The organism is Aquabacter sp. L1I39 (genome assembly GCF_017742835.1).
GTDB lineage: Bacteria > Pseudomonadota > Alphaproteobacteria > Rhizobiales > Xanthobacteraceae > L1I39.
In genome coordinates this window covers 4,395,924-4,409,039 of sequence record NZ_CP072392.1, presented here as the reverse complement: position 1 = coordinate 4,409,039, position 13,116 = coordinate 4,395,924, and the positions used below count along the sequence as shown (strand labels likewise).

General features: G+C 68.0%; 11 protein-coding genes. All 11 read left to right on the top strand.

From position 1 onward, the window contains the following. Window positions 1-63 precede the first annotated feature (63 nt). A complete protein-coding gene (locus tag J5J86_RS20020; RefSeq protein WP_209101228.1) occupies window positions 64-846 on the top strand; it encodes a hypothetical protein in 783 nt (260 codons plus the stop codon). Then, on the top strand, window positions 846-1,442 hold the full coding sequence (locus J5J86_RS20015; protein ID WP_209101226.1) for an LptA/OstA family protein: 597 nt from the start codon (window positions 846-848) through the stop codon (window positions 1,440-1,442). The genes J5J86_RS20020 and J5J86_RS20015 overlap by 1 nt, the downstream gene beginning before the upstream one ends. 226 nt (window positions 1,443-1,668) lie before the next feature. After that, entirely contained in the window at window positions 1,669-2,562 is an 894-nt protein-coding gene (gene lptB, locus J5J86_RS20010) for an LPS export ABC transporter ATP-binding protein (RefSeq protein ID WP_247657721.1), read from the top strand. A gap of 67 nt (window positions 2,563-2,629) precedes the next feature. Further along, window positions 2,630-4,147 (top strand): RNA polymerase factor sigma-54, encoded by a 1,518-nt coding sequence (gene rpoN / locus J5J86_RS20005; protein ID WP_209101225.1) that lies wholly within the window; start codon window positions 2,630-2,632, stop codon window positions 4,145-4,147. 107 nt (window positions 4,148-4,254) lie between these two features. Continuing rightward, window positions 4,255-7,758 carry a hybrid sensor histidine kinase/response regulator gene (locus tag J5J86_RS20000; protein ID WP_209101224.1) on the top strand — a complete coding sequence of 1,168 codons (3,504 nt, stop codon included), beginning with the start codon at window positions 4,255-4,257 and terminating at the stop codon, window positions 7,756-7,758. Between the two features lie 220 nt (window positions 7,759-7,978). Further along, window positions 7,979-8,191, top strand: coding sequence for a hypothetical protein (locus J5J86_RS19995; RefSeq protein WP_209101223.1), 213 nt, complete (start codon window positions 7,979-7,981; stop codon window positions 8,189-8,191). 216 nt (window positions 8,192-8,407) lie between these two features. Continuing rightward, on the top strand, window positions 8,408-9,178 hold the full coding sequence (gene ubiE / locus J5J86_RS19990) for a bifunctional demethylmenaquinone methyltransferase/2-methoxy-6-polyprenyl-1,4-benzoquinol methylase UbiE (RefSeq protein WP_209101221.1): 771 nt from the start codon (window positions 8,408-8,410) through the stop codon (window positions 9,176-9,178). 124 nt (window positions 9,179-9,302) lie between these two features. After that, window positions 9,303-10,871, top strand: a complete 1,569-nt coding sequence (ubiB, locus tag J5J86_RS19985) for a 2-polyprenylphenol 6-hydroxylase (RefSeq protein ID WP_446698631.1) — start codon at window positions 9,303-9,305, stop codon at window positions 10,869-10,871. A gap of 16 nt (window positions 10,872-10,887) precedes the next feature. Beyond that, window positions 10,888-11,334 (top strand): GNAT family N-acetyltransferase, encoded by a 447-nt coding sequence (locus J5J86_RS19980; RefSeq protein ID WP_209101219.1) that lies wholly within the window; start codon window positions 10,888-10,890, stop codon window positions 11,332-11,334. Between the two features lie 95 nt (window positions 11,335-11,429). Then, the gene (gene coaBC, locus J5J86_RS19975; protein WP_209101217.1) at window positions 11,430-12,641 is read left to right on the top strand and encodes a bifunctional phosphopantothenoylcysteine decarboxylase/phosphopantothenate--cysteine ligase CoaBC; all 1,212 of its coding nucleotides are present in this window, start codon (window positions 11,430-11,432) and stop codon (window positions 12,639-12,641) included. After that, entirely contained in the window at window positions 12,641-13,114 is a 474-nt protein-coding gene (gene dut, locus J5J86_RS19970; RefSeq protein WP_209101214.1) for a dUTP diphosphatase, read from the top strand. The genes coaBC and dut overlap by 1 nt, the downstream gene beginning before the upstream one ends. Window positions 13,115-13,116 lie beyond the last annotated feature (2 nt).

The window sequence follows — 13,116 nt, the reverse complement described above, 5'->3', positions numbered from 1 at the left end:
GCACCGGTGCGGGCCTGTTTTGAACGACGGGCGGGAGCCGGATGCGATGGCGGATCGAATTTCATGAGCCAGGACCAGGCTGAAACGGCCCCGGAGCGGCGGGAAGGCGCGAATTTCGCTGCCCGGCAGGCGACCGACTTCCGTCGCGCCCACCGGCACAGCGCCCGCGTCCGCTTCGCCAAGCGGGCCTTGCCGGTTCTGGTGGCGGGCGGACTTGCGGCGATGATCGCGGTGCCGGTGATCCAGCAGTTTTCCATGCCGTTCGAGCTGCCCTTCCAGATGGGCGCGCTGCGCCTCAACGGCACGCGCCTGACCATGGAATCGCCGAAGCTCTCCGGCTTCACCGACGACAACCGCGCCTATGTGGTGACGGCCTCCACCGCCTCCCAGGACCTCACCAATCCCGACGAGGTGGACCTGCAGAACATCCATGCCCGGATGGAGCTGGCCAATAAGGGCTGGGCGAAGCTGGCGTCCGCCACGGGTACCATGTTTCCGAAACGACAATATATTACGTTGCAAGGTGGGGTGGAGTTCGAGACCAACGCCGGCTATGTGGGGCATCTGAAGGATGCGGCCATTGATGCCAAGGCGGGCAGCGTGATGACGCAGAACCCCGTGGTTCTCACCTTTCGCGACGCCAAGCTGGTGGCGGACAAGATGACGGTGAGCGACCGGGGAAACCGGGCGCTGTTCGAGGGCAATGTGCAACTGGACTTCCGCCCGTCGGACATGTCCAATGCGCAATCTTCGAACGGAGCTGCTCAACAGGGCGCGAAGCCCGGAGCGGGAGCCCCCGTTTCCGGCAACCCGGCGCAGGCCGCGCCGCCTGCGGGAGGAAAGTGATGAAGTGGGCCCTTTCCGTTCTCGTGCTCAGCGCCGCGCTGGCCGCGCCGGCCACAGGCGCGATGGCCCAGCCGAAAGGCGCGGGAAGCGTGCCCAATGCGCTGCAGGGCTTCGCCACCAATCGCGACCAGCCGGTGCGCATCACCTCCAACACCCTTGAGGTGAAGGACAAGGAAAAGACCGCGCTGTTCTCGGGCAATGTCATCGTCACCCAGGGCGACACCACCATGCGCTCGCCCGAATTGATGGTGTTCTATGACGGCTCCGCCGCCCCCGCCGACGGCCAGCCCACCCAGAGCGGCCAGATCAAGCGCATCGAGGCCAAGGGCGGCGTCCTCGTCCAGACCAAGGACCAGACCGCCACCGGCGAGACCGGCACGTTCGAGATGAAGTCCAACACCGTGGTGCTCACCGGCAAGCCGGTGGTGCTCACCCAGGGCCCGAACGTGGTGCGCGGCCAGAAGCTGACGGTCGACCTCGTCACTGGCGTCTCGAAGATCGAGGGCGGCCGCGTGGAAAGCCTGATCGTGCCCGGCTCGGTGAAGCCGCCGCCCAATGGGTCACCCGGCAGCCAGAACTCCGCTCCCAAGCGGTAGGCAAGCGGAGCGGTTAGAACGGGCGGCGCGCGCAACGCCCTGTGGCCCGCAGGACGGGTCCGGCGCGCGGCTGGACACCGCCCGAGCGTACCGCGCGCCCCTCGACACTGGGGCACTTTGTCGCGATCTGCGATTTTTCCAGACGGCCTGAATTTTGCATGTTGCAAACTTGGCCTCCGAGGGAAAGACTAAGCGCCGTCAGAGGGACTTCGGCCCGGAGGCGCGTGTGAGTTTTCTTCCCATCTTCGGCGGCAAGCGACAGGGCAAGGGCGAGACGAGCCCGCCTCCCGCGGATGCCGAGGCGTTCGACCAGGATTACGACGCGCAGGGCGCCACCACGGCCGACCATGAGGCGGAGGACACGCTCGGCTATGGCGTGCCGCACGAGGACGTGGCCGCCGTTTCGCTCGCCGCCTTCGGGCTGGCGAAGAGCTATGGCGGGCGCAAGGTGGTGCGCGATGTCTCGGTGAATGTGCGCCGGGGCGAGGCCGTGGGCCTGCTCGGCCCCAACGGCGCCGGCAAGACCACTGTCTTCTACATGATCACCGGCCTGGTGAAGGCCGATGCGGGGCGCATCGAGCTGGAAGGCCACGATGTGACGCCCATGCCCATGTACCAGCGGGCGCGGCTCGGCATCGGCTATCTGCCGCAGGAGGCCTCCATCTTTCGGGGCCTCACCGTCGAGGGCAACATCATGGCGGTGCTCGAGGTGAGCGAGCCCAACCGCAAGCGCCGCAAGGAGGAAATGGAAGCCCTCCTGGAGGAGTTCAAGATCACCCATGTGCGCAAGTCGCCCTCCATCGCCCTGTCGGGCGGCGAGCGGCGGCGCGTGGAGATCGCCCGGGCGCTGGCGAGCCGGCCCGCCTTCATGCTGCTGGACGAGCCCTTCGCCGGCATCGATCCCATTGCGGTGGGCGACATCCAGTCTTTGGTGCGCCATCTCACGTCGCGCGGCATCGGCGTGCTCATCACCGACCACAATGTGCGCGAGACGCTGGGCCTCATCGACCGCGCCTACATCATTCATTCCGGCACCGTCCTCATGGAGGGCGACCCGGATTCCATCGTCAACAGCCCGGACGTGCGGCGGCTCTATCTCGGGGAAGAGTTCCGCCTATGACTCTGTGTTGCCGCCCCGCTTCCATGACGTCAGGCCGCTGCGGCGCGGCGTGGGAGGCCGTGCGCTGATGGCCCTCTCGCCCAAGATGGAGTTTCGCCAGACCCAGTCGCTGGTGATGACGCCGCAGCTGATGCAGGCCATCAAGCTGCTGCAGCTCTCCAACATGGAGCTGGTGGCCTATGTGGAGGCGGAGCTGGAGCGCAATCCGCTGCTGGAGCGCGTTCCCGAGGGCGACGGGCCGGACGCGGCCGGCGAGGCGGCACCCGCGCCCGCCACGGACGAGGCGCCGCGCACCGGCGACTGGATGGAAGCGGGCGAGGAGCCGAGCCGCGCCTCCATGGAGACCCGCCTCGACACCGATCTCGGCAACCTCTTCCCAGACGATGCCCCCGCCGAGCGTCCCGGCGCCGGCAGCGCCCCCTCCTCATCGGTGGATTGGGGCGGCGGCGAGCGGGGCGACGACTATAATCCCGAAGCCTTCCTCGCGTCCCAGACGACCCTGGCCGACCATCTGGAGGCGCAACTCGCGGTGGCGGAGACCGATCCCGCCCGCCGCCTCATCGGCATCAATCTGATCGGCCTCATTGACGAGACCGGCTATTTCACGGGCGACATCGAGGCGGTGGCCGCCATGCTGGAGGCGAGCGTTTCGGACGTGGAGGATGTGCTGCGCCTCATCCAGACCTTCGAGCCCTCCGGCGTTGGCGCGCGCACCCTGTCCGAATGCCTTGCCATCCAGCTGCGCGAGAAGGACCGCTGCGATCCGGCCATGCAGGCGCTGCTGGACCATCTCGACCTCCTCGCCCGCCATGACCGCAATGCGCTGAAGCGCCTCTGCGGCGTGGACAATGAGGACCTCGCCGACATGATCGCCGAGATCCGGCGCCTCGATCCAAAGCCCGGCCTCGTCTTTGGCGGCGGGGTGGTGCACCCCTTGGTGCCGGATGTTTTCGTGCGGCCCGCTTCCGACGGGTCCTGGCTGGTGGAGCTGAATTCGGAGACCTTGCCCCGCGTTCTGGTGAACCAGACCTATCACGCCAATGTGGCGCGGGCGGCCCGCTCGCCCAAGGAAAAGAGCTTCCTGGCCGACTGCCTCCAGAGCGCCAGCTGGCTGACACGCTCGCTCGACCAGCGCGCCCGCACCATCCTGAAAGTCTCGAGCGAGATCGTGCGTCAGCAGGAGGCCTTCCTCGATCATGGCGTGCGGCACCTGCGCCCCTTGAACCTGCGCACCGTGGCCGATGCCATCGGCATGCACGAATCCACCGTCTCGCGGGTCACCTCCAACAAATACATCTCCACCCCCCGCGGCGTGATGGAGCTGAAATTCTTCTTCTCCTCCGCCATCGCCGCCTCCGGCGGGGGCGAGGCCCATTCGGCGGAGGCGGTGCGCCATCGCATCAAGAGCCTGATCGACCAGGAGAGCCCCGACGACATCCTCTCCGACGACACGCTGGTGCAGAAGCTGAAGGACGACGGCATCGACATCGCCCGCCGGACGGTGGCGAAATATCGCGAGAGCATGAACATCGCCTCCTCGGTCCAGCGGCGGCGGGAAAAGCAGGCGCAGCGCAGCCCCGCCTGAAGGCTCGCCAACATGCCGCCCCCTCTGGCGCTGGACACGAGGCGCGCGCGGGTGTGAGGTGAAGGAAAGCCCCGCCGCAGGGAAGGATCGGGGCGCGGATGGGGGATATGCTTCAAGCCTGGGTCGTGGTCTTCGCTGCGCTGGCCTATATCGGCCTGCTCTTCGCCGTGGCGAGCTTCGGCGACCGGCGGCGCGCTGGCGAGGTCAAGACTGCCCCCCGGCCGCTCATCTACTCCCTGTCGCTGGCGGTCTATTGCACCTCCTGGACCTTCTTCGGCTCGGTGGGCCTTGCCACCACCCAGGGCTTCGACTTCCTGACCATCTATGTGGGACCGATCCTGGTGATCGCGGCGGCAAGCCCGGTGCTGATGCGCATCGTGACGCTCGCCAAGTCCCAGAGCATCACCTCCATCGCCGACTTCCTGGCCGCCCGCTACGGCAAGCACCAGGGCATCGCCGCGCTGGTGACAGTGGTGGCCATCGTCGGCTCCATTCCCTACATCTCACTGCAATTGAAGGCGGTGTCCTCCTCGCTGGCGGCGGTGATGGGCAATGTGGGCGGCCCCGCCCATAACGGCTCCATCGGCGGCGACCTCGCTTTGTTCGTGGCGCTGGCCATGGCCGCCTTTGCCGTGCTGTTCGGCACCCGCCACACCGATGCCACCGAGCACCAGGAAGGCCTGATGCTGGCGGTGGCCACCGAATCCATCGTCAAGCTGGTGGCGTTCCTGGCGGTGGGCGTGTTCGTCACCTTCTTCCTGTTCGACGGCCCCTCCACCCTCTTCTATGCCGCCCGCGAGATGAGCATGCTCGCGCCCTTCGAGCATGGCTCGTCGCTGGAAAGCTGGCTGACCATGACCGTGCTCTCGGCGGGGGCCTTCATCCTGCTGCCGCGCCAGTTCCACGTTGCAGTGGTGGAGAATAAGGGCATCTCCGAGATCAAGCGGGCGCGCTGGCTGTTCCCGCTCTATCTCATCCTCATCAACCTGTTCGTGGTGCCCCTGGCGGTGGCGGGCATGGTGCTGTTCCCGCTCCAGACGGTGGACCCGGACGTGTTCGTGCTGGCCGTGCCCTTGGCCGCCGGGTCCGAGTTCCTGGCGCTGCTCGCCTTCGTGGGCGGATTGTCCGCGGCCACCGCCATGGTGATCGTGGAATCGGTGGCGCTGGCCATCATGGTCTCCAACGACCTGGTCATGCCCCTCATGCTTCGGCGCCGGGCGAGCCGGGGGGAAAGCGGGCAGACCCGGCACGACATGGTGGCGACCCTGCTGCTGGTGCGGCGGGCAGCGATCTTCGTCATCCTGCTGCTGGTCTATCTTTATTACCGCACCACCGGCGAGGTGCAGCTCGCCCAGATCGGCCTTCTCTCCTTCGCCGCCATCGCGCAAGTGGGTCCAGCCTTCGCCGCCGGCCTCACCTGGCGCCGTGCCACCGCCAAGGGCGCCATCTGGGCGATCCTGGCCGGGATTTCGGTGTGGGGCTACACGCTTCTCCTGCCGAGCCTTGCGGAAGCGGGTCTCGTCAGCCGCGCCTTCGTGGAGAACGGGCCGTTCGGCCTCTCCTTCCTGCGGCCCACCAGCCTGTTCGGCCTCACCGCCACGCCGCTCGCCCATGGGGTGGTGTGGAGCCTCGGCCTCAACACGCTGCTGCTGGTGGTGATTTCGCTCGTCACTCGGCCATCCGCCATCGAGCAGGTGCAGGCCAGCCTGTTCCTGAACTCCGAAGTGGCGGTGCGCCCCTCGTTCCGGCGCTGGCGCTCGGCGGTGACGGTTGAGGAATTGATGGCCACCGTCGCCCGCTATCTTGGCGCCGACCGGGCCCGCTCCGCCTTTGAGAGCTTCGCCCAGTCCAACGGCCTGCGGCTCGACCTCCGGCACGAGGCGGATGCGCAATTGGTGCGCTATGCGGAGCGCCTGCTGGCCTCCGCCATCGGGGCAGCCTCCTCGCGCCTCGTCTTGTCGTTGCTGCTGCGCAAGCGCGCGGTCTCCACCAAGGCGGCGCTGAAGCTGCTGGACGATGCCTCCGCCGCCATCCAGTACAATCGCGAGCTGCTCCAGAACGCCATCGACCATGTGGGCCAGGGCATTGCCGTGTTCGACCGCGATCTGCGCCTTGTGTGCTGGAACCGGCAGTTTGGCGCCATGCTGGACCTGCCGCCGGAATGCTATTCTGTGGGCGTGCCGCTGCGCGATATCCTCAGCCACGCCCGTGCGGAGGACGAGGACGGCACCGATACGCTGGACGCCCGCCTCGCCCGCTATTCCCTGCCCTGCGGCACCTCCCATGAACGCCTGCAGCGCGAGGCCGCCACCATCGAGGCCCGCTCCGATCCCATGCCGGACGGCGGCATCGTCGTGACCTTCACCGACATCACCGCTTCCGTGCAGGCGGAAGAGGCGCTGGAGCGGGCGAACGAGACGCTGGAACGGCGCGTGCGCGAGCGCACCGAGCAATTGGAGCAGCTCAACCAGGCGCTGGAGAAAGCCCGCGCCGTGGCGGATGAAGCCAATGTCTCCAAGACGCGCTTCCTGGCCGCCGCCAGCCACGACATTCTGCAACCGCTGAACGCGGCGCGGCTCTATGTGACGAGCCTCGTCGAGCGGGCGGAGGGCAGGGACGAGGCGCGGCTCGCGGTCAATATCGATTCGTCCTTGGAGGCGGTGGAGGAGATCCTCGGCGCGCTGCTCGACATTTCCCGCCTCGACAGCGGCGCCATGAGGCCGGAAATCACCCCCTTCCGCCTGGGCGAGGTGCTCAAGCAGCTGGAACTGGAATTCGCTCCCCTGGCGGCGGAAAAGAAGCTGGACCTCACCGTCGTCCCCTGTTCGCTCACCGTGCGCTCCGACCGTCGGCTGCTGCGCCGGCTGCTTCAGAATCTCATCTCCAACGCCATCAAATACACCCCCAAGGGCCGGGTGCTCGTGGGCTGCCGCCGGCGGCGCGGCAAGGTGCGGGTGGAAGTGATCGACACCGGCATGGGCATTCCACGCTCCAAGCACAAGCTGGTGTTCCAGGAATTCCAGCGCCTCGACCAGGGGGCCCGGGAGGCGCGCGGGCTCGGGCTCGGCCTGTCCATCGTCGAGCGCATCGGCCGGGTGCTGGAGCACCCGGTCACGGTGCGCTCCGCCGCCGGCAAGGGATCGAGCTTCACGGTGGAACTGCCGGTCACCGCGCCTCTGCCCGAGGTGAAGGCGGAGCCGGCACGGCCGGCAGGGGCAACCACGCCCCTGCAAGGCCTCGTCATCCTGGCCATCGACAATGAGGCGGCGATCCTCGACGGCATGGAGACGCTGCTGACCGGCTGGGGCTGCCATGTGATCAAGGCCCCGAATGCCGCGACGGCCCTGCGCGAAGTCAAAGCCGCCAAGGCTAAGCCCGACGTGATCCTGATCGACTATCACCTGGATGGCGGGCACGGCATCGAGGCGGTCACGGGCCTGCGCTGGAAGCTGGGCAAGCTGCCGGCGGTCCTCATCACCGCCGATCGCACCCGCAAGGTGCGGGAGGCCGCCGAGGCGGCAGACATGACGGTGCTCAACAAGCCCTTGAAACCCGCCGCCTTGCGGGCGCTTCTTGCCCAGTGGCGGCTGTCCCGCACCGCCGCAGAATAGCTTTTATAGTTAACGAAGTATGACTATCCCCAGGGCGAGATAACGCCTTGGGATGATCTTCGTTCGTCCCAATCCGTGCCCCATATTCGCCCCGATCCGATGGCGTTCTTGTGTGCGTCGCAGCAAGAGAACTGAGGCCTTTTCCCTCTGGGGAAGAATTCAGATCCCTTGCGGACAAGTAAAGCGCGTAAAGCCGGTGTTAACGATTTCGGAGATCGCCATGACCTTGACCATTCATGTCCCGATCTTCCCCATGCGGGAGGAAATCGAAGCCCGTCGTCAGCGCAGGGCCGCCACCCCGGCCTATGGATCGGGCCGCCGCCGCTCGCGTGATGGCGAAGGGTTCCTGGAACTGGAATTGCTGCCGCTCGATGAGCTGGACAGCGTGGAGAGCGCCACCGCCAAGGCCCGCCGCTGGGCCCGCAAGCTGTGATGCCACAGCCACGCGGGAGCATCCGCCGCGTGGCATCTGCCGCTCCGATCCGGTAAGGTCCGGCCCGGACCGGCCAGCGGGGACCACCCCGCCCCTGGTCCCTGGAGACGCCGCCGGTCGAAATGCCGGGCCGGTCCGCCTCCGGAACTCTGAGTGAGACGAGGTGACCGGCGCACGCGCCGGCTCTTCCTCTCGGGACATGGGCCAGGACGTCCGATGCAGCCTTCCTCCACCGACACCGCCGAGACCCATTTCGGCTTTCGCACCGTGCCGCTCGAAGACAAGCAGGCCATGGTGGATGATGTGTTCCACAAGGTGGCGCGGCGCTACGACATCATGAACGACCTCATGTCCGGTGGCCTGCACCGGGCCTGGAAGGATGCGCTCATCTCCAAGCTGCGCCCGCCCCAGTCCGACCGGCCGTTCCGGCTCCTGGACCTTGCCGGCGGCACAGGCGACATCGCCTTCCGCACCGTGCGGGCCGGCGGGCCGGGCATCCGCGTGGTGGTGGCCGACATCAATAAAGAGATGCTGGCGGTGGGCCGCGAGCGCGCCGAGAAGGCGGGCCTTGCGGCCCAGGTGGAATTTGCCGAGGCCAATGCGGAGGAGCTCCCTTTCCCCGACCGCAGCTTCGATGCCGCCACCATCGCCTTCGGCATCCGCAACGTGCCGCGCATCCCCCGCGCGCTGGAAGAGATGCGCCGCGTGGTGAAGCCGGGCGGGCGGGTGATGGTGCTGGAATTTTCCCGCGTCGACGTGCCGGTGTTTGACAAGATCTACGACACCTTCTCCTTCAAGCTGATCCCCGAGATCGGCCGCCGGGTGGCCGGTGACGCCGAGCCTTATCGCTATCTGGTGGAATCCATCCGCCGCTTCCCCCCGCCCGAGGCCTTCGCCCAGATGATGCGCGATGCGGGACTGAAGCGCGTGGACTACACCCTCATGACCGGTGGCGTGGTGGCGCTGCATTCGGGCTATCGCATCTGAGCGGTCCCGTGCGGAACAAGACCCGCCGGGACGGATTGGGGCAAGGTCCGCGAACGGACCTGTCCATGGACCATGATCGAGCGCGGCGGGCGACCTTGGCCCGCGCCGGCCGAAGGATGTGCGCGTGATCTTTCTCCTTGCCGATGCCGCCCGCCTCATGCGGGCCGGATATGTGCTCGCCCGGGAAGGCGTGCTGAGCCTCGTTCCGCCGGCGGCGGTGCCGCCGGCCGCGCGGCCGGGCCTGCGGATCGCCCGGCTGATCGCGCGGCCCGACGCGGGCACGCGCTCCGCCCGCTTCTCGGCGGCGCTGAGCCGGCTCGGCCCGTCTTATGTGAAGCTCGGCCAGTTCCTCGCCACCCGCCCCGACGTGGTGGGCGTGTCGGTCGCCCGCGACCTGGAGGTGCTGCAGGACCGCATGCCCGCCTTCGGCCAGGACGTGGCCGAGGCGACGGTGGCGGATGCCCTCGACCGGCCTGTCGCCAGCGCCTTTTCCTATTTCGGCCCGGCGGTGGCCGCCGCCTCCATCGCCGAGGTGCACAAGGCGCAGGTGACGGACGCCGACGGCACGGTGCGGGACGTGGCCGTGAAGGTGCTGCGGCCCGACATCACCCACCGCTTCGGCGCCGACATGGCCTCCTTCGCCCGGCTGGCCGAATTTGCCGAACGCGTCTCCCCCGAGGCACGCCGGCTGCGCCTGACCGCTGTGGTGGAGACGCTGGCGCGCTCCGTCTCCATGGAGATGGACCTGCGCCTGGAAGCCGCCGCCTATGCGGAGCTGGCGGAAAACACCGCCGATGACCTCGACATCCATGTGCCCCGCGTGGATTGGGACCGCTCCAGCCGCGAGGTGCTCACCACCCAGTGGATCGACGGCATCAAGCTCTCCGACCGCGCCGCCCTGGAGCGGGCCGGGCATGATCTGCCGAACCTTGCCCGCGTGGTGATGCAGTCCTTCCTGCGCCAGGCCATGCGCGACGGCTTCTTCCATGCGGACATGCATCCCGGCAATCTGTTCGTGGATGCGCAGGGCCGGCTCGTGGTGCTGGATTGCGGCATCATGGGGCGCCTTGGCCTGGCCGAGCGGCGCTTCCTGGCGGAAATCCTCTACGGCTTCATCACCCGCAACTGGCGGCGGACGGCCCAGGTACATTTCGAGGCCGGCTATGTGCCGCGCCACCACTCGGTGGAGGACTTCGCCCAGGCCATCCGGGCCATTGGCGAGCCCATCCATTCCCGCAGCGCCGAGCAGATTTCCATGGCGCGCCTGCTCTCCCTCCTTTTGGAGGTGACGGCGCTGTTCGACATGAAGACGCGGCCGGAACTGCTGCTGCTACAGAAGACCATGGTGGTGGTGGAGGGCGTGGCCCGCTCCCTCGACCCGCAATTGAACATGTGGACCACCGCCGCCCCGGTGGTGGAAGACTGGATCGCCAACAATCTCGGCCCCGCCGGGCGCCTTCAGCAGGCGGGCGCCGGCCTTGGCGAGATGGGACATTTCGCCCTCGACGTGCCCGGCCTTCTGACCCGCACGGGCCGGGTCATCACCCAGATGGACGAGGCCACCCGCGACGGCCTGCGCCTGTCGCCCGAGACGCTGGAGGGCATCGGCCGGGCGGAAGCGCGGCGCGCCTTCTGGGGCAATGCAGCGCTGTGGGTGATTGCCGCTTTGCTGCTGATTCTCGTCCTGAAGTGAACGAGAAGGGCGAGCCATGACACGCCACGTCCACCTGCGCGATGTGGCGGCGGCCGATGAGGCCCCATGGCGCGCGCTATGGGCGGGCTACCTCACCTTCTACCAAACCGACCTCTCCCCCGCCGTCACCGCCCACACCTTCGCGCGCCTGCTCGACCCCGCCTCTCCCGTTAAGGGGCGCGTGGCGGAGCGGGAGGGCGCGCTCGTCGGCTTCTCCACCATCGTCCTGCACGAGGACAGCTGGGCCCTCACCCCCGCCTGCTATCTCGGTGACCTGTTCGTGGCGCCGGAGGCCCGTGGCCTCGGTGTGGGGCGCGCGCTCATCGAGGATCTGGTGACGCGCGGCAAGCAGGACGGCTGGTCGCAGATCCATTGGCTGACCCGGCACAACAATCCGGCCCGCCGGCTCTACGACACCTTCGCCACGGCAGATGATTTCGTGCACTACGTCCTCCAGCTGTAAGAGTGCAGGCGAGCCGGGTGAAACCGGCCGAGAATTCCGTTAAGCACAGCGCAGCCGCCGGCCGCCCACGGCCGATGCGGACAGGGAGGCCGCCCATGCTTCACGACCGGCGTATTCTGCTGATCATCGGCGGGGGGATCGCAGCCTATAAGTGCCTCGACCTCATCCGCCGCCTGAAGGAACGCGGGGCAAGCGTGCGCCCCATCCTCACCAAGGCGGCCCAGCAATTCGTCACCCCCCTCTCGGTGGGGGCGCTGAGCGGAGAGCAGGTGTTCACCGACCTGTTCGACCTGACCGCCGAGCACGATATCGGGCATATCCGCCTCTCCCGCGAGGCGGACCTGGTGGTGGTGGCCCCCGCCACCGCCGACCTCATGGCCAAGGCAGCCAATGGGCTCGCCGATGACCTCGCCTCCACGGCGCTGATCGCCACCGACAAGCCCGTGCTCATGGCCCCCGCCATGAACCCGCGCATGTATGCCCACCCCGCCACCCGGCGGAACCTCGCGCGCCTGAAGGAAGACGGCGTCACCTTCGTCGGCCCCAATTCGGGCGCCATGGCGGAGCGCGGCGAGTTCGGCGAGGGGCGCATGGCCGAGCCGCTGGAAATTCTCGCCGCCATCGAGGCGCGGTTCGGGGAAGGCACGGCACTCTTGAAGGGCCGGCGCCTGCTGGTCACCTCCGGCCCCACCCACGAGCCCATCGATCCCGTGCGCTATATCGCCAACCGCTCCTCGGGCAAGCAGGGCCATGCCATCGCCGCAGCCGCTGCCGCGGCGGGGGCCGAGGTGGTGCTGGTGTCCGGGCCGGTGGAAATCCCCGATCCCAAGGGGGTGAGGATGGTGCGCGTGGAAACCGCCGCGCAGATGCTGGCGGCGGTGGAGGAGAACCTGCCCATGGACGCCGCCGTCTTCGCGGCGGCGGTCGCCGACTGGCGCGTGGCCGGCGCCGCCGACCAGAAGATCAAGAAGGAGGGCGGCGGCCCTCCCGGCCTCGATCTGGTGGAGAATCCCGACATCCTCGCCACCGTGTCCCACCACCACACCTTGCGCCCGCGCCTGGTGGTGGGCTTTGCCGCGGAGACGCAGAACGTGGTGGCCCATGCCCGCGCCAAGCGCGCGCGCAAGGGGTGCGACTGGATCGTGGCCAACGACGTGTCCCCCGCCACCGGCATCATGGGCGGCGACCTCAACACCGTGCACCTGGTCAGCGCCGAGGGGGTGGAAGACTGGCCTTCCGCCACCAAGACCGAGGTGGCACGCAAGCTCGTCGCGCGTATCGCGGCGGCCCTGACGGAGACTTTGTGATGACCCCGCTCGCCGTACCGGCCCAGCGCCTGCCCCACGGGGCGGGCTTGCCCCTGCCGTCCTACGCCACCGGCGCCGCCGCCGGGCTCGACCTTCTGGCCGCCCTCCCCGCGGATGCCCCGCTGACGCTGGCCCCCGGCGCCTGGCTGGCGGTGCCCACCGCTTTGTCCATCGCCCTACCCCCCGGCTATGAGGCCCAGGTGCGCCCGCGCTCCGGCCTTGCCCTGAAGCACGGTGTAACGGTGCTGAACGCGCCCGGCACCATCGATGCCGATTATCGCGGGGAGATCCTCGTCCTCTTGATCAATCACGGGACCGAACCCTTTGAAATCACAAGGGGAATGCGCATTGCCCAGCTCGTGGTTGCCGCCGTCATGCATATAAAGCTGGAAGAAGACGGAGAATTAGGAGAAACTGCACGCGGCGTCGGTGGTTTTGGTTCGACCGGGACCCACACGCAGTCAAACCCTTGAAG

Excerpts from the sequence above, each read along its gene's own strand:
- J5J86_RS20020 (WP_209101228.1), top strand. The coding sequence starts at position 64 with ATGAGCCAGGACCAGGCTGAAACGGCCCCGGAGCGGCGGGAAGGCGCG.
- J5J86_RS20015 (WP_209101226.1), top strand. The coding sequence starts at position 846 with ATGAAGTGGGCCCTTTCCGTTCTCGTGCTCAGCGCCGCGCTGGCCGCG.
- rpoN (WP_209101225.1), top strand. The coding sequence starts at position 2,630 with ATGGCCCTCTCGCCCAAGATGGAGTTTCGCCAGACCCAGTCGCTGGTG.
- J5J86_RS20000 (WP_209101224.1), top strand. The coding sequence starts at position 4,255 with ATGCTTCAAGCCTGGGTCGTGGTCTTCGCTGCGCTGGCCTATATCGGC.
- J5J86_RS19995 (WP_209101223.1), top strand. The coding sequence starts at position 7,979 with ATGACCTTGACCATTCATGTCCCGATCTTCCCCATGCGGGAGGAAATC.
- ubiE (WP_209101221.1), top strand. The coding sequence starts at position 8,408 with ATGCAGCCTTCCTCCACCGACACCGCCGAGACCCATTTCGGCTTTCGC.
- J5J86_RS19980 (WP_209101219.1), top strand. The coding sequence starts at position 10,888 with ATGACACGCCACGTCCACCTGCGCGATGTGGCGGCGGCCGATGAGGCC.
- coaBC (WP_209101217.1), top strand. The coding sequence starts at position 11,430 with ATGCTTCACGACCGGCGTATTCTGCTGATCATCGGCGGGGGGATCGCA.
- dut (WP_209101214.1), top strand. The coding sequence starts at position 12,641 with ATGACCCCGCTCGCCGTACCGGCCCAGCGCCTGCCCCACGGGGCGGGC.